The 24362-nt window shown below is 30.2% G+C and carries 23 protein-coding genes and 1 riboswitch; of the genes, 8 read left to right on the forward strand and 15 right to left on the reverse strand.

What is annotated here, in order from left to right; genetic code table 11:
• Positions 1–3 precede the first annotated feature (3 nt).
• The 3 genes from AC5SLO_RS04405 to AC5SLO_RS04415 are packed head-to-tail and all read right to left on the reverse strand — an operon-like array spanning position 4 to position 2816.
• Positions 4–909, reverse strand: coding sequence for a DMT family transporter (locus tag AC5SLO_RS04405; RefSeq protein ID WP_494572774.1), 906 nt, complete (start codon positions 907–909; stop codon positions 4–6).
• A 52-nt stretch (positions 910–961) separates the two neighbouring features.
• A complete protein-coding gene (locus tag AC5SLO_RS04410) occupies positions 962–2215 on the reverse strand; it encodes a molybdopterin molybdotransferase MoeA (protein ID WP_494572775.1) in 1254 nt (417 codons plus the stop codon).
• On the reverse strand, positions 2208–2816 hold the full coding sequence (locus tag AC5SLO_RS04415; protein WP_494572776.1) for a molybdenum cofactor guanylyltransferase: 609 nt from the start codon (positions 2814–2816) through the stop codon (positions 2208–2210). Before AC5SLO_RS04415 ends, AC5SLO_RS04410 begins: the two co-directional genes overlap by 8 nt.
• A gap of 42 nt (positions 2817–2858) precedes the next feature.
• On the opposite strand from AC5SLO_RS04415, the gene AC5SLO_RS04420 reads away from it, so the two are divergent.
• The 7 genes from AC5SLO_RS04420 to AC5SLO_RS04450 are packed head-to-tail and all read left to right on the forward strand — an operon-like array spanning position 2859 to position 11203.
• On the forward strand, positions 2859–3257 hold the full coding sequence (locus tag AC5SLO_RS04420; protein WP_271517159.1) for an iron-sulfur cluster assembly scaffold protein: 399 nt from the start codon (positions 2859–2861) through the stop codon (positions 3255–3257).
• Positions 3257–3733 (forward strand): HPP family protein, encoded by a 477-nt coding sequence (locus tag AC5SLO_RS04425; protein ID WP_494572777.1) that lies wholly within the window; start codon positions 3257–3259, stop codon positions 3731–3733. Before AC5SLO_RS04420 ends, AC5SLO_RS04425 begins: the two co-directional genes overlap by 1 nt.
• Before the next feature lie 3 nt (positions 3734–3736).
• Positions 3737–4576: a formate dehydrogenase accessory sulfurtransferase FdhD gene (gene fdhD, locus AC5SLO_RS04430; RefSeq protein ID WP_494572778.1), complete on the forward strand. Its 840-nt coding sequence runs from the start codon at positions 3737–3739 to the stop codon at positions 4574–4576.
• Positions 4577–4593: 17 nt separating this feature from the next.
• Positions 4594–6249 (forward strand): NADH-ubiquinone oxidoreductase-F iron-sulfur binding region domain-containing protein, encoded by a 1656-nt coding sequence (locus AC5SLO_RS04435; RefSeq protein WP_494572779.1) that lies wholly within the window; start codon positions 4594–4596, stop codon positions 6247–6249.
• Positions 6249–9017 (forward strand): formate dehydrogenase subunit alpha, encoded by a 2769-nt coding sequence (gene fdhF / locus AC5SLO_RS04440; protein ID WP_494572780.1) that lies wholly within the window; start codon positions 6249–6251, stop codon positions 9015–9017. The genes AC5SLO_RS04435 and fdhF overlap by 1 nt, the downstream gene beginning before the upstream one ends.
• An 8-nt stretch (positions 9018–9025) precedes the next feature.
• The gene (locus AC5SLO_RS04445; RefSeq protein ID WP_494572781.1) at positions 9026–10477 is read left to right on the forward strand and encodes a protein adenylyltransferase SelO; all 1452 of its coding nucleotides are present in this window, start codon (positions 9026–9028) and stop codon (positions 10475–10477) included.
• 15 nt (positions 10478–10492) lie between these two features.
• Positions 10493–11203: an FkbM family methyltransferase gene (locus AC5SLO_RS04450; protein WP_494572782.1), complete on the forward strand. Its 711-nt coding sequence runs from the start codon at positions 10493–10495 to the stop codon at positions 11201–11203.
• Positions 11204–11208: 5 nt separating this feature from the next.
• Here the strand turns inward: AC5SLO_RS04450 and AC5SLO_RS04455 are convergent, their stop codons facing one another.
• Both AC5SLO_RS04455 and AC5SLO_RS04460 read right to left on the reverse strand, forming a co-directional pair.
• Positions 11209–12312, reverse strand: a complete 1104-nt coding sequence (locus AC5SLO_RS04455; protein WP_494572783.1) for an NAD(P)/FAD-dependent oxidoreductase — start codon at positions 12310–12312, stop codon at positions 11209–11211.
• 9 nt (positions 12313–12321) lie between these two features.
• Complete coding sequence (locus AC5SLO_RS04460) at positions 12322–12789, reverse strand: TspO/MBR family protein (protein WP_494572784.1); 468 nt, start codon at positions 12787–12789, stop codon at positions 12322–12324.
• A gap of 21 nt (positions 12790–12810) precedes the next feature.
• On the opposite strand from AC5SLO_RS04460, the gene AC5SLO_RS04465 reads away from it, so the two are divergent.
• Positions 12811–13572, forward strand: a complete 762-nt coding sequence (locus AC5SLO_RS04465; protein ID WP_271516605.1) for an SDR family NAD(P)-dependent oxidoreductase — start codon at positions 12811–12813, stop codon at positions 13570–13572.
• Here AC5SLO_RS04465 and AC5SLO_RS04470 read toward each other — a convergent pair.
• From AC5SLO_RS04470 to AC5SLO_RS04515, 10 genes are all read right to left on the reverse strand, one after another.
• The gene (locus tag AC5SLO_RS04470) at positions 13569–14117 is read right to left on the reverse strand and encodes a DUF3833 domain-containing protein (RefSeq protein ID WP_494572785.1); all 549 of its coding nucleotides are present in this window, start codon (positions 14115–14117) and stop codon (positions 13569–13571) included. The genes AC5SLO_RS04465 and AC5SLO_RS04470 overlap by 4 nt on opposite strands.
• Before the next feature lie 13 nt (positions 14118–14130).
• A complete protein-coding gene (locus AC5SLO_RS04475) occupies positions 14131–15309 on the reverse strand; it encodes a class I SAM-dependent methyltransferase (protein WP_494572786.1) in 1179 nt (392 codons plus the stop codon).
• A complete protein-coding gene (locus AC5SLO_RS04480) occupies positions 15309–16076 on the reverse strand; it encodes a DUF1365 domain-containing protein (RefSeq protein ID WP_494572787.1) in 768 nt (255 codons plus the stop codon). Before AC5SLO_RS04480 ends, AC5SLO_RS04475 begins: the two co-directional genes overlap by 1 nt.
• Positions 16069–17313 (reverse strand): NAD(P)/FAD-dependent oxidoreductase, encoded by a 1245-nt coding sequence (locus AC5SLO_RS04485; protein ID WP_494572788.1) that lies wholly within the window; start codon positions 17311–17313, stop codon positions 16069–16071. The genes AC5SLO_RS04480 and AC5SLO_RS04485 overlap by 8 nt, the downstream gene beginning before the upstream one ends.
• 15 nt (positions 17314–17328) lie before the next feature.
• Positions 17329–20187: an aminomethyl-transferring glycine dehydrogenase gene (gene gcvP / locus AC5SLO_RS04490; protein WP_494572789.1), complete on the reverse strand. Its 2859-nt coding sequence runs from the start codon at positions 20185–20187 to the stop codon at positions 17329–17331.
• A gap of 2 nt (positions 20188–20189) precedes the next feature.
• Positions 20190–20570, reverse strand: coding sequence for a glycine cleavage system protein GcvH (gene gcvH, locus AC5SLO_RS04495; RefSeq protein WP_271516618.1), 381 nt, complete (start codon positions 20568–20570; stop codon positions 20190–20192).
• Positions 20570–21673: a glycine cleavage system aminomethyltransferase GcvT gene (gene gcvT, locus AC5SLO_RS04500; RefSeq protein WP_494572790.1), complete on the reverse strand. Its 1104-nt coding sequence runs from the start codon at positions 21671–21673 to the stop codon at positions 20570–20572. Before gcvT ends, gcvH begins: the two co-directional genes overlap by 1 nt.
• A 76-nt stretch (positions 21674–21749) precedes the next feature.
• Positions 21750–21837, reverse strand: a riboswitch (glycine riboswitch).
• Positions 21838–21854: 17 nt separating this feature from the next.
• Complete coding sequence (locus AC5SLO_RS04505) at positions 21855–22739, reverse strand: DMT family transporter (RefSeq protein ID WP_494572791.1); 885 nt, start codon at positions 22737–22739, stop codon at positions 21855–21857.
• Entirely contained in the window at positions 22726–23679 is a 954-nt protein-coding gene (locus tag AC5SLO_RS04510; protein WP_494572792.1) for a 5-oxoprolinase subunit C family protein, read from the reverse strand. Before AC5SLO_RS04510 ends, AC5SLO_RS04505 begins: the two co-directional genes overlap by 14 nt.
• Positions 23672–24358, reverse strand: coding sequence for a 5-oxoprolinase subunit B family protein (locus AC5SLO_RS04515; protein WP_494572793.1), 687 nt, complete (start codon positions 24356–24358; stop codon positions 23672–23674). The genes AC5SLO_RS04510 and AC5SLO_RS04515 overlap by 8 nt, the downstream gene beginning before the upstream one ends.
• Positions 24359–24362 lie beyond the last annotated feature (4 nt).

The following is a 24362-nucleotide window of genomic DNA, read 5'->3' on the forward strand; positions in this document are numbered from 1 at the left end:
TTTCTAATTTAAAGCTATAAATCTTCGGTTGGATTTAATTGTTAAACTATAATAGATGATAGACATAAAAAGAAAGAAGCCACCTATTATAGTATTGGTTGATGGTATCTCATTAATACCTAAAATTGGTATCCAAACCCAAAAAATTCCACCTATAACTTCAGTTAACGATAGTAAGGTAAGTTCTGCTGCTGGTATAGCTTTAGAGCCTATTGAATATAAAATTAATCCCATACAAACTAAAGTTCCATGCAAAGAAAACAAAGCACCATTATAGCTTGAAGATAAAAATTGCATGTCATTACTTAGGATTACGATTGTTGCAACGGTAAAACAGAAAAAACCTGAAAAAGCTACAGTTGTAAATTTTGGTGTTTCTTTTTTCCATCTAAGACTTACTGAGAAAACTGAAAAGCCTATAGAAGAAGTCATACCAAAAATAAGCCCCAGCAAAGAACTTGGTTCAGTGTTTCCAAATGCAATAATTATAATGCCGATAGTTGCAATTATAATTGCTATCCAAACATTTAAAGAAATTTTCTCTTTTAAGAATAAAAAACCCAATAAAGCTGTAAAAAATGGCATTGCCGCTAAACAAAGTAAAGTTACTGCAGCACTTGTATTCGTGATTGAATAGATAAAGGTAATCATTGCAATACCAAGTCCTGTGCCACCTACAACTCCTGAAATACCAATTTTGAAATAATTTTTATAAAAATCTTTGCCCTCTTCAAAAAAAAGATAAAGATTTAAGACTAAAAAAATAGTTAATCCTCTTGTAAAGATATATTGCCATGGAACTAGATTGGGTTGATCCATGTATCTGACAACTAAAGGTCCAAAAGACCAAATAAGCCCAGCCAATAAGACAACAGGTATGGCTATTTTTTCATTTTTTAATTCATCCATGTTCAGATTATTTAATAGGTATTAATTAGGACTACAACAAAATAGCTTTCAACTAACTTATATTTTGATTAGGGGTGTTAATAAAAAAACAATCAATAATATCGCCTTTTTTAAATCTAGATTTACCTGCTGGCATTAAAGACCAGCTATTTGACTTAACAAATGATTTTATTCTAAAAGATTCTTGGCCCTGAAGTACCTCAACTTCAATTTTTCCATTTTTGGTTGTGCTTAATTTACTTTTTACAAATCTGGTAAAATTCTTCTTTTTGTCAAAGCTATTTTTCAAAATTGCCTTTAATGGTTTTTCTGCATCGAGCTTTAAAATATATTCAATAAAGGGATAAACAAAAAATCTAAAACAAGCTGCAGATGAAATTGGATTTCCAGGTAACCCAAAAATTACCTTTTCTTTACCTTTAATTTTTGCAAACAATACCGGTTTACCTGGTCTAATAGCGACATTTTTAAAGTAATTAGATAGTTTAAATGAATTTATAACACTTGGTATAAAATCAAATTTGCCTGCTGACACCGCTCCTGAAGTAATCATAACATCTGTATCTGATTTCAACATTTGATTTATTTTAGATTTAAAAATTTTTTGATGATTATCTCTTAAAATTCCAGCATTTTTAAAATTAAATAGAAAGTTGTTATTTAAATTATTTAAATAAGGACCATTAGAATTTCTCACTTGCCAAAAAGGAACATTGTCTTTATTTGATATTTCATTTCCAGTTGAAAAAAATGCAATATTAATTTTCTTTTTTACAGTAATATTTTTAATACCTAGTGTCTTAAATGCTAGTAAATGATTAGGTTTAATGATGTTATTTTTCTTTAACACTAATTCTTTTTTTTTATAATCTGATCCTTGAAATCTAACATGGTTATATTTTTTTATTTTTTGATTAACTAAAATATATTTTCTATTACTATTGCTTGGGTAAAAAATAATTTGCTCAATTGGAATGATTGAGTTAAAACCTTTTGGGATAATTCCTCCTGTCATAATTTCTACTGTTTCATATTTATGAATCTTTTTCTTAAAAGGTTTGTTTCCTGCTGCAATAGAGCCAATAATTTTGAATTTTTGCTTAATGCCTTTTTTTATATTATTTGTTTCTTTTGCATTAATTGCAAAACCATCAAACGCTGCATTGTTGCCTGCTGGATAATGAATGGGAGAATAAATATTTTCTGATAATATTCTATTTAAAGAGTTTATACTTTTTATCTTTTCATCTTTTATTTTGATGATTCCTCTTTTTAAAATGTTTCTTGAGTTTTGATAACTAATCATTGCCTATCTTTGCTTTAGCTTTTTCTAAATCTTCTTTTGTATTAATATTAAAAAAAGGATCATCTTTTCCAAAGTCCATATTAATTACTTTAACACCAACGCTATTTGCCCAAACCTCTACTTTACGTTCTCCTTTATTTAAATCTTCCTCTAACATATTCATCAATTCTAAAGACCATAACCCAAATATATTATGCCTAGTATTATTAGATTTGATAAAAAATAATTTACTTTCTTCAGGGTGAATTTCATTAAAAAAGCTTTTTAATATCTTATTTTTAAAGAATGGAGAATCTGTTGGGAAAGTTGAAACCCACTGATAATCTTTATTATTATCTTTAATCCACTTCATTGCAGTAAAAACTCCTCCCAATGGACCTAAATCTTTTTTAAAATCTTCAATAACCGAAATCTTATTAGATTTTTGAAAATCTATTGAATTGTTTGCGACAATTAGAATTTCTTTAAATTCTTCAATGATTTCAGAGAGGATATAATCAATTAATAACTTATCGGCCAATTTTACTTGGGATTTATCCATGCCCAACCTTACCGATTTCCCTCCAGCTAGAACTGTGCCTAAAATCTTGCTATGATCCATTTACAAAATATAAAACATTAAAGCTTTAATTAAAGAAATATAATGGACCTTAGAATTTTAGAAATTGCTGCACATACTGAAAATAATAAGGCAGTTAGTAATTACACTCATAAATCTAAAAATAAGAACCCCTTATGTGGAGATGAAATGGAAATCAGTTTAATTGTCAAAAATGATATTGTGATAGATATGGGTTATCAATGTAAATCTTGTGTTTACTGCCAAGCATCCGTTAGCTTGCTCTCTAGACTAATTAAGAACAAGAAAATCGATGACATAAAATCTTTTATCTCATTAAGTGGCAATTTATTTGAGGGTACTAAAGCTTTATTAAGCAAAGAATGGAGAGATTTTAAAGAAATCTTAGATAAAAAAAACTTAGCAAGAAAAGAATGTTTGTTGCTACCCCTAAAAACAGTTTTAAAGGCTTTAAATTCTTAATGATAAAAATTACCAAACCTCTTTTACAAAAAGCAATAATTGCTGGTTTCTTTTCTACACTAACAATTGGGGTATTAACGTTACTTACTTATAAAAGTACATTGGGATATTTTCTAGCTGGATCATTTGGTTCCTCAATGGTTTTATTATTTGGCTTTCCAGAAAGTCCTTTTGCTCAACCCAAAAATGTTTTTTTTGGTCATCTGTTAACTGCAGCTGTTGGGGTATTTTTTGTAAACTTTATTTCGTTACCTATTTATATCAATATTTCACTCGCAGTTGGTTTTGGAGTTTTTTTAATGATATTACTAAATGTTGTCCATCCTCCAGCAGGTGGTAATCCTATCATGATTATAATTGGCAGCGCTTCTTATGAATATTTAATTAATCCAATAATCTTAGGCTGTATTATAATTTTATTATTAGCAATTATTATTAATAAATTTATTCTAAAAAAAAATTATCCTTTAAAATAATTTATGAGCTCTAAATATAAAGTTTTGAAATATAATCTTAACAAATTTGAAAATATTGATGATTTAGTTTCAGTAGAAGAACCTTTAGAAATTTCTATAAAATATAAAGATAAAAATAATTGGATTACTAAAATTTTATCAATCACTATGCGAACACCTGGAAATGATGAAGATCTAGTTCGAGGTTTTTTATTTAATGAACAAATAATCACCAATATTAAAGATGTTGATTCAATTGAGAGTTATGGTGAAAAAGTTGGGCAATATAATATTCAAAATAAAATTTTAGCAACTGTGAATAACTCAAAAAATATTGATATCACAAAAATAAAAAGAGATTTTATAACAAATTCATCATGTGGGGTTTGTGGAAAATCTTCTTTAGATGCATTAGAAATTATTAAATCAAATAAAACAGATCTAAATTTGCCAAAGATAAGTAAAGAGATAATTATTCAATCGCCCTCAATATTAAGAAAAAATCAGTCAGAATTTAGTAAAACTGGTGGAATACATGCGAGTGGATTATTTAATGCTAGTGGAGAATTAATCGACCTTAAGGAAGATGTGGGTCGTCATAATGCCTTGGACAAACTTATCGGCAGCACCCTTCTCGCTGGCCAAATAAATCCCTTAGATCAATTCATCACTTGCTCTGGGAGACTTAATTTTGAGCTAGTTCAGAAGGTTTTAATGAATGATATTGGTATAATGATTGGGGTGGGTGCGCCAACAAGTCTTGCAATCGATTTAGCTAATAAATTTAACATAACTCTGATTGGTTTCGTAAAAAGTGATAGTTTTAATATTTACACCAATACCAAAAAAGTTATTGTGGGCTAACTTAAAAAAAGGAAATTGTGTCAAAGAATATTAGTAATTTATCAGGTAGAATTGGTTTAAAAAATAATTTATTTAAGCAACTTTCTGAAAACCTTTTAAGCGACAATCCTAAAGATATAAAAGATATAGCAAAACAACACAATTTAGGTGTTTCAACTCTTCATGGTGCTGAGAGTTTTTATGAATTTTTAAGACCTTCCCACAGAGAAAAGAAGGCATTTGTATGCAATGGTAGTGCTTGTATGTGTGCTGGCACTCAAGATCAATTAAAGAAAACACTTAAAGAAAAGTTGGGTGATGATAAAGTTGGCGAAATGTTTTGTTTAGGACATTGTTATGAAAATAAAGCTTTTCATTATGATGGTGAAAACTACGCTGGTAATGACATTGAAAAAATAGATCAAATTTTAAATGGGGAAGAGATTAAACAAGAGAAATTTTTTTCAAAAAGTTATGCAACGACAAGCTTCTTAATGGATGAAAAAATTTCTTCATTTGGTCAATTTAAAGATCAGTTAAATAACTTTTTAAAAACTGACAAAAAAGAAATAATTAAATCTCTTTTGGATTCTAATTTAACTGGCAGAGGTGGAGCAGGATTTCCAACAGGTATGAAATGGGATTTTTGCAGCAAAGCAAAGGGTGATAAAAAATATGTCATTTGTAATGCTGACGAAGGTGACTCAGGTGCATTCTCAGATAGATATTTATTAGAAGATCAACCTTTAAAAGTTATTTTTGGAATGGTCATTTGTGGAATGGTTATTGGTAGTGATGAAGGAGTTTTATATATAAGAGGCGAGTATCCAAAATCTATTGAGGCGATCAATGGATGTATTAACGAATTAAAAAAATTAAATTTATTAGGTGAAAATATATTAGGAACAGATTTTTCATTTGATCTTGGTATTTGTATTGGTCAAGGTGCATATATTTGTGGTGAAGAAACTGCACTCATTGCTTCAATTGAAGGTAGAAGAGCAGAAGTAGATGTTCGACCTCCTTTTCCAGTAACAGAGGGTTTATATAAAAAACCAACAGTAGTTAACAATGTTGAAACATTAGCCGCTGCAGCTGGTATTTTAATAAATGGACCTGAAAAATTTTCTTCAATAGGTAATAAAAAATCTGCTGGAACAAAACTTGTTTGCCTTGATAGTTTTTTTAACAACCCCGGTGTTTATGAAATTGATATGGGAACACCAATGAGTAAAATATTTAATGAAATTGGAGGTGGTTATACAAAACCTGTTAAGGCCTTTCAAATTGGTGGACCTTTAGGTGGTGTGATCCCTTTAGGTGAGATTGATAATTTAAATTTAGATTTTCAAGAGTTTACAGCAAAAGGTTTTATGCTTGGACATGCTAGTGTTGTTAGTATTCCAAAGGATTTTCCAATGGTTGAGTATATTCATCATTTATTTGAATTTTCAGCAGAAGAATCTTGTGGAAAATGTTTCCCCGGCAGACTTGGTTCTTACCGAGGAAAAGAAATGTTTGACCAAGCTAAAAGTGGTACCGCTAAAATACCCCTTAAATTACTCAATGAATTACTAGTAACTATGCAAAAAGGTTGTTTGTGTGCACTTTGTGGAGCAATTCCTACCCCAATAATGAATATTCTTAAATACTTTGGTGATGAAATGAAAAATGATATAGTTAAGGATAATTAATGAGCTCTGAAAAAAGAAAAATAGCCTATATAGATGGAAAACCGCATGAAATAAGTGCAAATCACACTTCTATTTTAAAATTTGTTAAAAGCTACTTTGGTGAAAAAAAAGTTCCTACTTTATGCGATGATCCTAATTTAGCTCCATATGGTGCTTGTCGTGTTTGTTCGGTTGAAGTTGCGTTAGAAAAAGATGGTCCAACTAAAATTGTAGCCTCTTGTCATACGCCAGTAGTTGAAAATCAACATATCTTTACTTCTAATGAAGCGTTAACAAGCCTTAGAAAAAATATTGTCGAACTAGTTTTAACTGATCACCCAATGGAATGTGGAACTTGTGAAGTAAATAATAATTGCGAACTTCAAGATGTTGCAAATGACTTAGGTATATCAGATCATAGATATAACAGTCCAAAGCAACACAAGGGTATTACTAAAGATACATCTCACGATTATATGAGAATGAATTTAGACAATTGTATTAATTGTGGAAGATGTGTTCGTGCTTGTGACGAAATTCAAGGATCTTTTGTTTTAACAATGAGTGGCAGAGGATTTGAATCTAAAATTACAACTGATAACGATGCTTTGTTTGGAGATTCGTCTTGTGTATCTTGTGGTGCTTGTGCGCACACTTGTCCAACAGATGCTATCTCTGATGTTTTCCAATCAAAATCTGTTGCTGTAGATGAAAAAGTTAGAACTACTTGTTCTTACTGTGGCGTTGGATGTAATTTAGAAGCATCAATTAAAGATAATAAAGTTGTTGCAATTTCTACCCCTAAAGAATCTGAAGTTAACGCAGGTCACACTTGTATTAAAGGAAGATATGCATTTGGATTTTACGATCATCCAGATAGGTTAAAAACTCCTTTAATTAAAAGAAATGGAAAATTTGAAGAAGCTTCATGGGATGAAGCATATGACTTTATTAAAAAAGAATTAAATAGAATTACAAAAGAAAGTGGTCCTGATGCTGTAGCTGGAATTTCTTCTGCAAGATGTACTAATGAAGAAAATTATGTATTTCAAAAAATGATTAGAGCTGCAATTGGAACTAATAATATTGATTGTTGTGCAAGAATTTGTCATTCACCAACAGCTTGGGGAATGCAACAAACTTTTGGAACTGGTGCTGCAACTAATTCTACAGAAGATATTTATCACGCAGATTTATTTATGGTTATAGGAGCAAATCCTACAAATGCTCACCCAGTTACTGGAGCAAAAATTAAACAACAAGTAATGAAAGGAAAAAAACTAATAGTTTTAGATCCTATTACTACTGAATTAGCAAAACTTGCTGATTATCATATTAAACTTAGACCAGGAACAAATGTGGCTGTTTTAAATATGATGTTACATTTTATATTAAAAGCAAACCTTCATGATAAAGATTTTGTTAGAGATAGAACTGAAGGTTTTGCAAATTTCATTAAAGAAATTGAAAGACAAGATATGGATCATCTAGCGAAAGTTGCTGGTGTTGATAAACAGTTAGTTAAAGAAGCAGCAATTGCTTATGCGACAGCTAAAAACTCTATGGAATTCCACGGTTTAGGAGTTACTGAACAAGAACAAGGATCTAAGACAGTGATGTTAATTGCTGATCTTGCAATGATTACTGGAAATATTGGTAGAAAAGGTGTTGGAGTTAACCCATTAAGAGGACAAAATAATGTCCAAGGTGCAGCTGACATGGGTTGTCAACCTCATCAAGGAGCTGGTTACTTTGAAGTAGCTGATGAAAAAGTTCAAAATTTCTACACTGAAAAATATGGAGTAGTTCACCCAACCAAAGCAGGATTAAAAATTCCAGAAATGTTTGATGGGGCTATTAATAAAGAAGTTAAAGCGGTCTGGATTATTGGAGAAGACATTGTTCAAACAGATCCAAATAGTGCACATGTGGTTCAGGCAATGAACTCATTAGAATTATTAGTAGTTCAAGAAATTTTTATGAGTGAGACTGCAAAACTTGCAACAGTAGTATTACCTGGAACAACTTTCTTAGAAAAAAATGGAACCTTTACTAATACCGAAAGAAGAATTCAAAGAGTTAATCGAGCCGTTCCTCCATTACCTGGTACTAAAACTGATGGAACAATTGTAACAGACATGATGCAAAAATTAGGCTTTGACCAACCTGAATACGACGCTGATCAAGTTCTAGCAGAAATAGCTGGTGTCGTTCCTTTCTTTAAAGGTGTAACAAGAGAAAGACTTGGCAAAATGGGATTACAGTGGCCAGTTCAAGAAGATGGAACAGACACTCAAATTTTACACCAAGAAACTTTCAAACTTGGAAAAGGACGTCTTAAAAATTTTGACTGGAAAGAGTCTACAGAAATTGAAACTAATAAAAAAGAATATCCATTAATTTTAACAACTAGTAGAGTTCTACAACATTACAATGCTGCGACGATGACAAGACGTACAAGTAACATCAATATAGTTTCTGAAGACTTATTATTAGTTCACCCAAATGATGCTAATAAAAGAGAGTTAAATACAGGTGACATAGCAAGACTTTATTCTGGACGAGGAGAAGTTGCTCTAAAAGTAGAGGTTACAGATAAAGTTAAAGAAGGCATAGTATTTACAACATTCCATTTTCCAGAACATATGGTCAATATGGTAACCGGTCATGGTAAAGATGAAGAAACAATGTGTGCAGAATACAAAGTTTCAGCAGTTGAAGTTCAAAAAATCTCAAACCAATTTAAAACTGAAATCAAACCAAAAGAAAATCAAGCAGAAGTTAACTAATCGATAAAATGACAATTGGTTGGCATTTCGACAATAGTTATTCAAGATTACCAAAAACATTCAAAGAAAATATCAACCCTGTTGCTGTAAACGCACCAGAAATATTAATATTAAATAAAGATCTAGCAAATAAATTAGATCTAGATTTTTCAAATGTTAATGATAGCGATTTATCAAAAATTTTTTCAGGAAATATGTTACCTGAAGGATCTAACTCTATAGCACAAGCTTACGCTGGTCACCAATTTGGCCATTTTACAATGCTTGGTGATGGAAGAGCCGTTTTGATTGGCGAACACTTAACCAAAAATAATGAACGATTTGATATACAGTTTAAAGGTTCTGGTAGAACTCCCTTCTCACGCAGTGGTGATGGTAGGGCTGTTTTAGGCCCTATGTTGAGAGAATATATAATAAGTGAAGCAATGCATTTTTTAAAAATACCTACTACTAGAAGTTTAGCAGTAGTTAAAACTGGTGAAGATGTGGTTAGGGAACAAATTTCACAAGGTGCAATTCTTACAAGGGTAGCCCTGGGCCATATAAGGGTTGGAACATTTCAATACATTGCTGCAAAACAAAACATTAGGGATTTAGAAATCTTAATTAATTACACAATTGAAAAGTACTACCCCAATATAAAATCATCAAAGAATAAAGCATTAGACTTACTAAATGTTTTAATCGAAAAACAAACCCAACTTGTAATTGATTGGATGCGTGTTGGTTTTATTCATGGGGTTATGAACACTGATAATATGTCTATATCTGGTGAAACAATAGATTATGGTCCTTGTGCATTTATGGATGTTTATGATCCTAAAACAGTTTTTAGTTCAATAGATCAACTAGGTAGGTATGCCTATGAAAATCAACCAAAAATTACCAAATGGAATTTAACAAGGTTTGCTGAATGTCTAATTCCTCTTATTAATACCAATGAAGATGAAGCGATTAAATTAGCCACAGAAGCTTTAGATAAGTTTGAACAAAATTATGAAACAAAATGGTTAAATATGATGAGAGATAAACTTGGGCTATATGGTGAAGATAAAGAAGATAAAAATTTAATTATGGAATTATTAAATTGGATGTATGAAAAAAAAGTAGATTATACAAATACTTTTATTTTTTTGATGAATAAAACAATTAAAAATTCTAAAGTTTATGATAATGCCGACTTTGATTTATGGAAATCTAAATGGATGAAAAGATTAATAATGTTTGGGAATTCCTATGATAAATCTTTGGTTTTAATGAGTTCTTCTAACCCAATGGTAATACCTCGTAATCACAAAATTGAAGAGGCTTTAATGTTAGCTAATAATGGTGATTTAACCTTATTTAATAAATTAACTGAAATTTTAAAAGATCCATATCAGATTAATGAAAATGATTTAGAATTAATGTCCCTTGCTCCACATAGTGATAGGAAATATCAAACTTTCTGTGGTACATAATCTATAAATATAAAAATGATAACTAAATACAAAACCTACATAAAAAAATTTGTTTCTCTTTTATTAAAAAAAAAAATAAAATATCACGAAGTGTCAAAATTTCTTAATACTAATGATTTATTTTTTGATGTTGGCGCTCACCTTGGAGAAAAATCAAAAGAATTAATTAAAAATAATATCAATGTTGTTATGATTGAGCCTCAACCTGAGTGTTTAAAACAACTAAATAAATTATACTCAAAAAATAAATTTGTTACTATCGTCCCTATGGGTCTTGGAAAATCTAAACAAAAAATGGAAATGAGCATCAACTCTAAACAACCTGTTATTTCTACATTTGCTGAACATTGGAAGACGGGCAGGTTTTCAGACTCTAAATGGGATGAAAAAATTATAGTTGATATAACAACACTAGACGAGCTTATAAAAAAATTTGGTGACCCTAAATATATTAAAATTGATGTTGAGGGATTTGAACACGAGGTAATATTAGGCTTAACAAAAAAATCTGGAATAATATCATTTGAATTTACCTCAGAATTTATCGAAGATGCTTTTAAATCTATAGATTATTTAATTTCATTAGGATATTTAGATTTTAATTACTCACTTGGTGAAAGGAGAAAATTTTACACACATTGGACAAATGCTAACACAATTAAAGAGGATATTAAAAATAATATTCAAAAAGACAATCTCCTGTGGGGAGATTTATATTGCAAGTAATTAAGTTACAAAACGTAGGGTTCTGGTCTAGCATTATTATCAAGAACTCTTTCAACAGAAAAATCACTAATATCAATCGTTTGATAAGATCCTGTAGAAATTAATTCAGTTAATGCTCTTCCTATTCCTGGGGCTTGCATTAATCCTCTGCCTGTAAAACCTGAAGCCATATATACATTTTCATATTTAGGATGTTTACCGACCACTGCATTATTGTCTAATTTATTGCAATCATAATAACCAGCCCATCCACCAGTTAATTTTAATTCTTCAAAAGCAGGAATTCTTTGTGCTAATGCAGGCCATACTAATTCCTCAAAATCATTCCAAGCTGGTTCTAAATCTGTAGCATCAAATACTGAATGAGGTGAACCTGCTAAATATTCTCCACCCTCAGGTCTCCAGTAAACTCCTGTTGTTAAATCTCCTGTTAATGGCATTTCTTTAATATATTTAGGGCATTTAACTCTAAAAACTGTGTGTTTTTGTGGAACCACTGGAATATCCTTTAATAATTCTTTAGTCCAGCATCCTGCTGCTGATATAATTGTTTTAGCTTTGATATCAGAAATATTTTTTACTTCACCTTTAATAAATTCAGCACCTAATTCAATTGCCTTACTTTTTAAGGCGCTATGAAACATGAAAGGATCAATCCATCCCTCACTTTGGTTATCAGTATAAGTTGCTGTTTCAATACCTTCACTATTTATATAAGGAAATATTTTTGATAGTTCAGAACCTTTGATATTTTTAGTTCCAGCATCACAAGCTTCATGATTTTTTAAAGCTTCATATTGTTCCTCGGCATGCTCTGGACCAAACATTAACAAGTAGCCATTTGTAACCATGCTTGCTGTAGGGTTTGGATTTTTTTCAGTTTTAAGTAATTCTGGTATTTGAAAGATAAATTCTCTAGCAAACTTTCCAAGTAATATGTTTTCTTTTTGAAAAAACTGTCTTCTAAATCCACCAAGTGATAATGGGAAAGAAGCTGTTTTATAAGTCGGGTCTCTTTCTATAACTTTTACTTTTCTACCTTCTTTAGATAAAAAATAAGCTGTAGCAGTCCCTATTATTCCACCACCTACTATTACAACATCATCCATAGTTTTATTTTAATTTAATATGATTAAACTTACATTAAGAATTAATGCAAAGAGACACCAAAGTAAATAAGGAATCATCAAATAATAACTGTACAAGTTGACACGCTTAAATCTAATTATGAGAATAATTATCAATAAGATTAAAATTACCAATACAATCATGGCTAAAACAATTTTATGAAAAACAAAAAAAACTATACTCCAAGTTGTATTAAAAACTAAATGAATGAAATAGATGTAAATAGTGTTCATGTCTCTATTTTTACTATGCCAAAATTTCCAGATAGCAATTGTCATAAAAAAATAAAGTGTTGTCCAAACTGGTGCAAAAATCCAATCTGGTGGATTAAATGAAGGTTTAATGATTAAAGAATACCAGGGCTCTTTAAAACCTACTGTAGCTAAACCTCCTATTGTGGATGCAGAAAAAGTTACAAGAGCAAATAATAAAAAAGATAAGAATTTGTTTTTTAACATATTTCTATTATACAATAGAATATGGAAGAAAAAAAAGTTATTTGGATAACCGGTGCAAGTAGTGGAATTGGTAAAGCTCTTGCAATCAAATTTGCAGAAAATGGGTGGGTAGTTGCTGCATCTGCAAGACGTGAAAATTTATTAAATGAACTTAAAAAAATTAATCAAAATATATTTCCTTTTCCTTTGGATGTTACTAAAGTCGATTCATGTAAATTAGTTGCAAAAGATATAATCAAACAATTAAATAGTATTGATATATGTGTGTTCGGTACTGGCATGCATGATCCAAAATCAGAGAAAAAATTTAATTTAGATAAGATAAGAGAAATAATGGAAGTTAATTATTTTGGAACAATGAATTCAATTAATTCAATCTATGATTATTTTTCTGAGAAAAAAAATGGCCAAATATCAATAATTTCTTCTGTTGCGGGCTACAGAGGATTGCCTGCAGCTGGGGCATATTGTGCTTCAAAATCAGCACTTACCAGCTTTGCTGAAAGTTTAAACTTTGATATGAGAATGAAGAATGTACGAGTTTCATTAATCAGTCCTGGTTTCATAAAAACGCCTATGACTGATCAAAATGATTTTCCAATGCCCATGATTAAAACCCCAGAATTTGCTGCAGAGGAAATTTATAAAGGATTAGTAATCAAAAAAAGTTTTGAAATACATTTCCCAAAAGCCTTTACTTATTTTTTAAAATTTCTTCAAATGCTGCCCAGTAGTTTATATTTTAAGCTAGTTGCTAGAGGCATGAAGAAAATTGATTATTAATTTTTTTTAAAGAAAACAGTCAATTCACCAACTTTAAAGCCAAATTTTGTAAGTGTGGCTCGATTAATTGCAACATCTTCATCTTGTTTAAAAATCCAATCATCAAAAGAAACTTTAATATTCTTTCCTTTAAATGGGACCATTAAATCATATTCAAATTTAAAAGCTGATCCATATTGATAGCCTTTAGCTGTACCCACTACATCAGGTGCCGTACCTTCATAGTAATTTTGATCAATCTTTTTTATTTCCCATATTCGATTTTGTTTCTCTCCATCTGTCCAATAAAAATCTTCCTTAAGAGTTAAAATATCTCCTTCAAAACTGCCCGTCATATCTGCTTTAAATTGTCTAGTAACCTTACCACTACGGTCTTGTAATAGACCCCATGCTTTAACCGGACCATCAAAGTATTGCTCTATAGTCATAGTTGGTTTTGTATTTTTGAAATCTGTAGGCTTCATAGAGTTATTGTTTATACAACTTGCTGTAAAGAATAAAGCAATTATTAACACTGTTAATCTAGTTGTCTTAAAGTTTATCATGTATCTCCTATTGTTATTTATTTTGTAGTGAAAATTGAATTAAGTCTATATTTTTTGATTTAAACCCAGCTTCACAATATGAAAGGTAAAATTCCCACATTTTTTTAAATTTTAAATCAAAGCCTTGTTTTTTAATTAAGTCCCACTTTTTATTAAATATTTCTCTCCAAACAATCAAAGTCTCCGAGTAGTGGTTGGCATATGAATTATACTCATTAAATTTTAATCCATTTTTATCAACATAATTTTGTAATTCACTTTTTGAAGGCAAAAAACCACCCGGGAAAATATATTTTTGAATAAAGTCTTCTTTATTTTTGTATCGGTCAAATAATTGGTCATCGATAGTTATTGCTTGAATAGCAGCCGTGCCAGAAGGTAACAAATTATTTTTAATAGTATTAAAATAACTATTCAAGTAATCTTGACCTACCGCTTCTATCATTTCAATTGATGCAATATGGTCATACTTAGCTTTCAAATCTCTATAATCTTTTAATTCTATATTAACTTTTTCGTTTAACCCGTATTTGTGAATTCTTTCTTTAGCAAATTCAAATTGCCTTTGAGAAATGGTTATACAATCTAATTTAACATCGTAATTAGTGCCTAAGTACTCAGCAAAACCTCCCCAACCACATCCAATCTCTAGCACTCTACTCCCACTTGATGGTTGTAAAAGGTCTATTAATTTTTGATATTTATTTTTTTGTGCTTCAAATAAATCTTGATCAGGTTCTTTAAATATTGCACTTGAATAAGTTAACGATCTATCTAGCCATAAAGAAAAGAAATCATTACCAAGGTCATAATGCCTTGCAATATTCTCTTTACTTCTGGTTTTAGTATTTTTAACAAACTTTCTCTTTATATAATTAATAATAGTTAAATCTAGAATCCCTGAAAACTTGTAAATGATACCTATGTTACGAGCAGTTAATTCAATTAAATCTGAAAGGTTATTTGTTGTAAAAAATCCTTTCATATAAGATTCACCCAATCCAACGCTTCCATTCTTAATCAGGTTATAAATGAAACTTTCATCTTTAATTTCTAATGAAACTTTTAAAATTTCATTTGGATCACCAAACTTTAGGACTTCGCCATTCATTTTTATAACTTCAAGATGTCCGTGCTTAATATTTTTTAATAAGCTAAATACAATTAAATCTGACAGTTTATAAATGAGCATTAATTTTCTATTGTAATATTATTTTTAATTTTAATTTTTTTTTGAATAAACTTTATCTTTTTTATCCACAATTTAAATGCCTCAAAATGTATCGCCACAATAACTTTAAATGTCATTAATGGGTGTTTTAAGTAAGACTTGATTAAAGATGCATTATTTAATTCACTTTTAATCCCATCTTGAGATGCATAAAGAATTTTACCTTCTGGGTCTTGTACATCAATTATTACTGAAATTTTATTTCCAGGTTTTAATATTCTAAAAAAATAAACACAATTCATATTTATAAAAGGTGAAACATGAAATTTCTTTTTACATATTTGCTGTACTAAATTTTCATTTTTATTAACTTTAAAGATATAAACGTGTTGTTCACCAAATGTATTTTTGACTTCATGCATGATTGATATAAGATTTGATTTATTATCATATATATAAAAGACACTTAGTGGATTAAAAACATAACCGAATATTCTTGGATAACATAAAAGTTTAATTTGTACGTCTTCATACTCTTGATTATTTTTTTTTAGATTATCTTTAACCCAATTTTCAACTGGGCTACCATCTCTTGGTCCATGGTCTACATCAAAAAAACTAACGATATTGAATTTATTATATGAAAATATTTTTAAATTTTTTTGCAATGCATCTAACTCAGCAAGATCAATTAGTAATGAAAATACTTTATATTTAAAACTATGAATGGTTGGCTTGAATCTTTTGTGTATTACAGATCCTGTATAAATATATGAGTTTTTAATCATTAAGTTTTTTTAGCATTTCAATAGAAGATTTTATTCCATCTTCATGAAAACCATAGCCAAAATAACTTCCACAAAACAATATATTTTCTTTATTTTGAATTTTATGCAGTTCACCTTGATTTAGTAATGCCTCTGCATCGTAATAGGGATGAGTAAACGATACCTTTTTAAAGATTTTTTCAACAGGTATTTCCTTAAATGGATTTAAGGTTAAAAAAATATTTCTATCAATCTCTAGGTTTTGCAGCTGATTTAACCAATAGGTAACTGTCGTCTTTTCAATATTATTTGGATCCATTGAAGAGTTCCATGAACACCAAGCTTTCTTATTTTTTGGCATAACACTCTCATCAAAATGAATAACAGCAATATTACTTTTATATTTAAAATTTTTTAAAATTAATTCCTCTTCTGGTGTTGGACTATCTATAATATTTAATACTTCATCTGCATGAGTTGCAATTACAACTTTGTCATAATCAAAGAATTCATTTTCTTCACCATAAAAAACTTTAACACCTGTACTTTGTCTAGTTATTTTATTAATGTTATAATTTTTGTAATGTTGACCACTAATTTGTGAAATTATTTTATCAACATATGTTTTGCTCCGATTTGCAACTGTATACCATTGTGGTCTATTTTTTATTTTAAACAATCCATGATTTTTAAAAAAACTTAAAAAGAACGTCAGAGGCATTTGTGAGGCTTCATAGGGAGGCATTGACCAAATTGCTGAAACCATAGGAATAATATGATAATTTATAAAGTAATCTGAAATTTTTATTTCTTTAAGATAATTTCCTAGTGTTGTGGATTGTATTTTTACAATATCCAATTTTTCACAGTTTTTATAAAAGCTAAGAATTTCAAAAAACATTTTGATAAATTTTAAATTAAATAAATTTTGTTTATTTGAAAAAATTCCTTTTAACCCTTTGCCACAGTATTCAATATTAGTGCCCTCAACAGTAACAGAAAATGACATATCACTTTTTTCTATTGCAATTTTATTTTCAGAAAAAAAATTGATTAGATTTGGGTAGGTATTTTTGTTAAATACCATAAATCCAATATCTACAGCTATTTCTTTATTTTGTCCGTAATTAACTTTTATTGTATTTGCGTGACCACCAAACTGATTTTCTTTTTCAAATAAATCAACTTTATGTTTTTTAGATAAATAATATGCTGCACTTAAACCTGATATGCCAGCTCCAACTACAGCAATTTTCATTTTATGATATTTTTATTATGCTGCTGTCTCTTCGTATTCATCCATTGAAGGACATGTACAAAATAAGTTTTTATCTCCATAAACATTATCTACTCTAGCAACTGGAGGCCAAAACTTAAATGATCTTAAAAATTCAGAAGGATAAGCTGCCTCTTCTCTTTCATATTTATGATCCCATGTATTTGAAGCTAATTCAACGTGTGTATGTGGCGCATTCTTTAACGGATTATCCAATTTATCAAAAGCACCTGATTTTATCTTATCTATTTCTTGTTTAATCTTAATCAGAGTATCGCAAAACCTATCAATCTCCTCTAAGCTTTCACTTTCTGTGGGCTCAATCATCATCGTTCCTGCAACAGGCCAAGACATAGTAGGTGCATGAAAACCATAATCTATTAATCGTTTTGCAATGTCTTCCTCTGTTATTCCTGTTTCAGTTTTTATTTGCCTAATATCAATAATACATTCATGTGCAACGTTGCCATTTTTGCCTTTGTATAAAATAGGAAAATAGCTGTTTAATTTATAGGCAATGTAATTAGCATTTAAAATTGCAACTTCTGATGCCTTTCTCAAACCTTCCGATCCCATCATCTTCATGTACATCCAAGATATAGAAAGAATACTTGAACTACCCCAGGGAGCTGCAGAAATTGCACCTACACCTGTTGCTGGTCCACAATCTTTTACAACTGAATGGTTGGGCAGAAATTTTTCTAAATGTTTTTTACAGGCGATTGGTCCCATTCCAGGTCCACCTCCACCATGAGGTATACAAAAAGTTTTATGTAAATTTATATGACAAACATCAGGCCCAAATTTCCCAGGCTTTGCTATTCCAACAAGTGCATTTAGATTAGCACCATCCATGTAAACTTGTCCACCGTTACTATGTACAAGTTCACAAATATCTACTATCTTTTCTTCAAAGACACCATGTGTCGAAGGATAAGTAACCATCAATGCTGCTAGATTATCTTTATGTTTTTCAACTTTATTTTTTAAATCTTCAAAATCTACGTTTCCATGACTATCACAACTGACAACTACAACTTTCATGCCAACCATTTGTGCACTAGCAGGGTTTGTTCCATGTGCTGAACTTGGAATTAAGCATATGTTTCTATTATGATCTCCATTGTTTTCATGAAATTTTCTAATCACCATAAGTCCTGCAAACTCTCCTTGAGCTCCAGCATTAGGTTGTAAAGATACACCTGAAAACCCAGTTATTGAACGTAGCCAATTTTTTAAATCAGTAAATAATGTTCTATACCCTTCCATCTGCTCTAAAGGTGCAAATGGATGTGGTTCTGAAAATTCTCTCCAAGTAACTGGAATCATTTCAGCAACTGCATTTAATTTCATTGTACATGATCCAAGAGCAATCATTGATCTGTTCAATGCTATATCAGAATCTTCTAATCTTTTAAGATATCTCAACATATCTGTTTCAGAATGATAACTATTAAACACTTTGTGTTGTAAAAATTTAGAAGTTCTTAATAAGTTTTTAGGAATATTAGTTAAACTTTCATTCATCTCTTCTTTGATAGTTTCCGAACAATTAAAAACTTTAAGCAATTGATTAGCACGATAAACATTTTTCTTTTCATCAAATGAAACTGCTAACATTTGAGAGTTTACTTTTCTTATGTTGATATTTTCTCTTAATGCATTGTTATAAATACTGTCAGTTTTATCTAAAGTTTTGATAGTAACTGTGTCAAAAAAATGTTCTGAGTATAATTCATAGCCTGTCTGCTTTAGCTTATCTGAAAAGTTTTTTGCTAATTGAGATGTGTTGTTAGCAATTTTAAGAATTCCCTCTGGCCCATGATAAACTACATAGGCTGCAGACACTATTGCTAGTAAAGCTTGAGCTGTACAAATATTACTTGTTGCTTTGTCTCTTCTTATATGTTGTTCACGAGTTTGTAGTGCAAGTCTGTATGCTTTTTTGCCATGACGATCTACCGATACCCCTATAATTCTTCCTGGCATTGATCTTTTATACTCATCTTTTGTTGCAAAAAATGCTGCATGGGGTCCACCGTAACCCATTGGAATTCCAAAACGTTGTGAGCTTCCAACTGCCATATCTGCACCAAGTTCAGCAGGTGTTTTTAGTTTGGCTAACGAAAGTAAATCACAAATTAAAACTGCCTTACCTTTATTTTTATGAATTTGACTGATCGCTTCACTTGGATCTTTAATATCACCCAAAGTTCCAGGGTATTGAATAATACCACAAACAATTTCACCTTTGATATCTTTATATTCATCTCCAACAATAACCTCTAAACCCATAGGTTCAGCTCTTGTTTTAATAACATCGACCGTTTGAGGGTGACAATCTTTTGATACAAATACTTTATTACTTTCATTTTTACTAACTCTGTAACTTAGTCCGACAGCTTCAGCTGCCGCAGTACCTTCATCAAGTAAAGAGGCGTTAGCTATATCCATTCCTGTAAAATCAATAATCATTTGTTGGAAATTTAAAAGCATTTCCAATCTACCTTGGGCTACTTCAGGTTGATATGGAGTATAAGATGTATACCAGCCTGGATTTTCTAAAATATTTCTAAGAATTACATGTGGAGTAAAAGTTCCATAATACCCCATACCTATAAAGTTTGAATTAATTATATTTTTTTTTGAAATTTCTTTTAGTTTTCTTAAAGCTTCATATTCTGAATTAGGCTCACCAATTTCAAGACTTTCTTTAAGTAAGATTTTTTCTGGAACTGTTTTGTTTATTAGTTCATCCAAATTTTTAAATCCTAATTCTTTGAGCATAAAATTTTGCTCAGTATCAGATGGTCCAATATGTCTTTTAATAAAATCTTTTTGTGAAGCTTTAAGCATTTTTAATTACCACTTTCTTTTGCAAATTTATCGTATTCCTCTTTATTCATTAGAGTATCCAACTCTGCCTTATCTTTAATTTTAAGCTTAAAAAACCAAGCTTCATTTTCTGGATCACTATTTATTTTACCTGGGTCATCAACAATTGCTTGATTGTTTTCAACTACTTCTCCAGAAACTGGGGTATAAACATCACTTGCAGCTTTTGTAGATTCAACCACTCCCGCATTACCGTCTTTTTCAACATTTGATCCTAGTTCAGGAAGTTCAACAAAAACAATATCTCCCAACATTTCTGTTGCATGTTGTGTAATCCCTATTGTGGCTATATCACCATCCATTTTAATCCATTCATGTTCTTTTGAAAATTTTACATCACTCATTAGTTTGCTCCTTTCACATAGCTTTTTTTATAAAATGGTAATTTACATATTTTAGCTGGGTATTTTTTACCTCTAACTTCTAATAAAATCTTTGTATCTAATTTAGCATACTCACTTTGCACATAACCAAGTGTAATTGGTTTTTGTATGCTTGGTCCAAAAGTTCCACTTGTTATTTCTCCTATAACTTCATTATTCTCATTAAACACTTTTGTTTTTTCTCGAGCTATAATTCTTTCTTCAGGAGCAATACCTACTCTTAATTTTTTAGTACCTGATTTTATCTGACTATCAATTTTATCAAACCCTCTGAAACCACCATTCTCTAACCTTTTTTTAGAGATTGCCCATTTAAGATTTGCCTCAATTGGTGTTGTCTCTAGATCAATATCATGGCCATATAAACAAAGACCTGCTTCCAATCTTAAGGTATCTCTTGCACCCAAACCTATTAATTTTGCCCCTTTTAGTATTAAATTTTTAACTAAATCCTCTACTTTGTTATTGCCTATTGAAATTTCAAAACCATCTTCACCTGTATATCCAGATCTTGTTATATAAACTTTATCATCCGAGTAATTAAACCAATCACCATTCATAAAATTAAGATTATTAGGACCTGCAATGACTTCTTTTAAGATATTAGCAGCTTTAGGGCCCTGAATAGCAATGAGTGATAAATCAGAATTTAAAACCATTTCATATTTATTATTTAATAATTTTGCTATGATTTGATAATCTTCATTTTTGCAAGCTGCGTTCAAAATAATATTGTATCCTCCTTCTACTTTTGTGATAATCAAATCATCGTGAATAAAGGCTTCTTCATTCATTAAGAAACTATACTTGCTTTGATTTAAGGAGATATTTTCTAAATCTAAGGGAAAAATTTTTTCTAAATCTGCGGTTAATTCCTCACCACCTTTAATAAAAAGTTGTCCCATGTGAGAAACATCAAATAATCCTGCATCTGATCTTGTGTATTTATGTTCTTCTACAATGCCCTCAGGATATTGTATCGGCATTTCATAGCCTGCAAATGGAACAAACTTTGCTCCATGCTTTTGATGTAAATTGTAAAGTTTAGTTTTTATATTTTCCATATTAACTTTTATACCCATCTGTATGTTTGCCTGAGAGTTTTGCTCCTTCGGCGAGAACTAAATCTCTTTCCAGAGTTAATATGGTACGGTCCTTTTTGCCTGAGAGATTCCTGGGTGGTTGCTCCTTCGGCGCTACGTAGTGTAGTCTCTCCCGTATGTTGTTATAATCTATGAGTTGATGTTAAGAGTCAACTTCTAATTTTTTTTTACTTGGAAAAAGCAATGCATAAAATTGCAGTAATACTGCAAAAAGAATAATACTGCCCCCAATTAATGTAAATAATGATGATCTTTCACCTGCAAATAAAAATGCCCATATAGGTCCTAAAACAGATTCGGATAACATTATAATACCAACCATCGCAGAAGGAGTGCTTCGAGCACCCATAGTTATAAATATAAACCCAAATCCAACTTGAAAAAAACCTGCAGTAAATCCTAAAAAGATATCATTAGAGGAAATCATAAGCTTGTCTGATAACAAATATCCAATAATACATGAACTTACACCCGCAATAAATTGTGCGGGTACCATATCGACATTGGGAAATTTTCTCACAATCATTATCAGAACAGCAAATGTAATAGGCATACTAAAAGCTGCTAAATTGCCAGACATTTCTCCTGGTGATAAAGAATTTCCAACCATTAACAAAACTCCAGTGATCGCAAGGATAATTGATACTAATGTTAAAGATGTAATTGTTTCTTTTAAGAATAAGTATCCAAATATTGCTAGAAACAATATTTGTGTTGAAATGATAAAATTAGTGTTTGCAACAGTTGTATTATACATCGCAAAAACATATCCACAGAAACCCAAGGATAAAATAATTCCACCAAAAAACCCTGGCAATCCTGAGTCATAAAATGCCTTAAATAATTTTTGCTTATAAGTGATTACTAAAAACAACAAAATTGTTAATGAAAAAAATAATGACCGCCAAAATAATATTTGCCACAGAGTTGCACCCTCGAATGATTTTACAATCAAGCCTCCAAAGCTTAAGCAGCATGCACCCATAAAAACGAGTATCGGGCCAGGAATTTTGCTAATTATTTTCATTTAAATATTTATTTGTATCAATCGTATATGCTTTAAATATATTCTGAGCTTCTGCAAGGCTTACTTCTTTAAATCTTATTTTAGATCCAGGTGTAAATTGACCAACTTGATCTAAATCTGCTGAAATAACAACTCCGATCTTTGGATATCCTCCAATAGTTCCGTGATCAGAAAGCATTATAATTGGATTTCCATCAGCTGGGACCTGGATTACTCCTCTTACAAGACCTTCTGATTTAATATTTGTGTTAACGATATTTTCTAACTTAGGTCCAGTCAATCTAATGCCCATTCGATCTGCATCTTTAGTTACTGAAAACTCATCATTAAAAAAACTATCTTGTGATTTTTTTGAAAAATAATTGAAATTAGTACCTTTAATTATTCTAATTAAATTATCAGAACTTTCATTATAATCTATTTTATTTTTTTTATTTAATACAAGGTCTTGATTGTTAATTAGAATTTTATCTTTTAGTGAATATTTTTTACCATTGTTTGGACCAATATTTGCTTTTGTATTTATTGAATAACTATTCCAAATCTTTTGTAATTTAAAACCATTGCTAACTGATAAATATCCATAAGCAGTATTTTTGGTTGAGATTATATCTAATTGCTCTTCATCTTCTAAAGTATAACTTTCATAACAAGTGCCATCTTCTATTGAACCATCTTTTTTAATAATCTTAAAAATTACATCACCGGTGATACAAAAATTAATTGAACCATTTTTTAATTTTAAGAGAGGGCCTTGATAAGCAAACTCTATAACTGCTTCATTTAACGAATTGTTTACAAGTTTATTACTTAAAATATAGTTTCTTTGATCAATTGCACCACTAATTGTAATGCCTAAGTGATACATGTGATTTCTTCCAATATCTTGGATTGTTGTATTAACTCCTGCTCTTAAAACTTCAAAATATGTATTACTCATTCCAATTTAAATATTCTTCTTTAGATATTTGATAAAAACTAACTCTATCTCCAGGTTTAATTAAAGCAGGTTCTTTGCTGTTTAAATTATCAAAAATTCTTTCAGGGGTATTGCCTATAATGTTCCATCCTCCAGGGCTTTCAAAAGTATAAATGTTTACAAACTGCTCGGTTATTCCAACCGAACCTTTTGGAACTTTTAATCTTGGTGTCTCTAAACGATTACATCTAATGTCCTTATTTATATCTCCTAAAAAAGGCATACCCGCAATAAATCCTGTCATATAACAAAAATATTCTTTATTGAGACTTAAGTTTAAAATTTCTTCTTTCGAGAGTTTAGTTATTTTTGAAATTCTATTAAAATCTAGACCAAATTCATCATCACAACAAACAGCAATCTTAATTTTTTTAAAATTATTCTTGGTTTGATTTTTAACATCTAATGCTAAAATTTTTTCTTTAACTTCGTTAAATGTAGTTTGAGACAAATCAAAATTGATGATTAATTTATTATAGGAAGGGATAATATTATTTATTCCAGTAATTTCATTTGTTTCAACTAACTTTGAGACTTCATTAAAATAACAAATTACATTTGAATTTATTTGTTCATTTACGTCTGATCCGAAATCACAATATACTGATGCGTCACCAAGATTTGATATATTTTTGATCATAGCA

Source organism: Candidatus Pelagibacter sp. PS_44 (assembly GCF_059417735.1).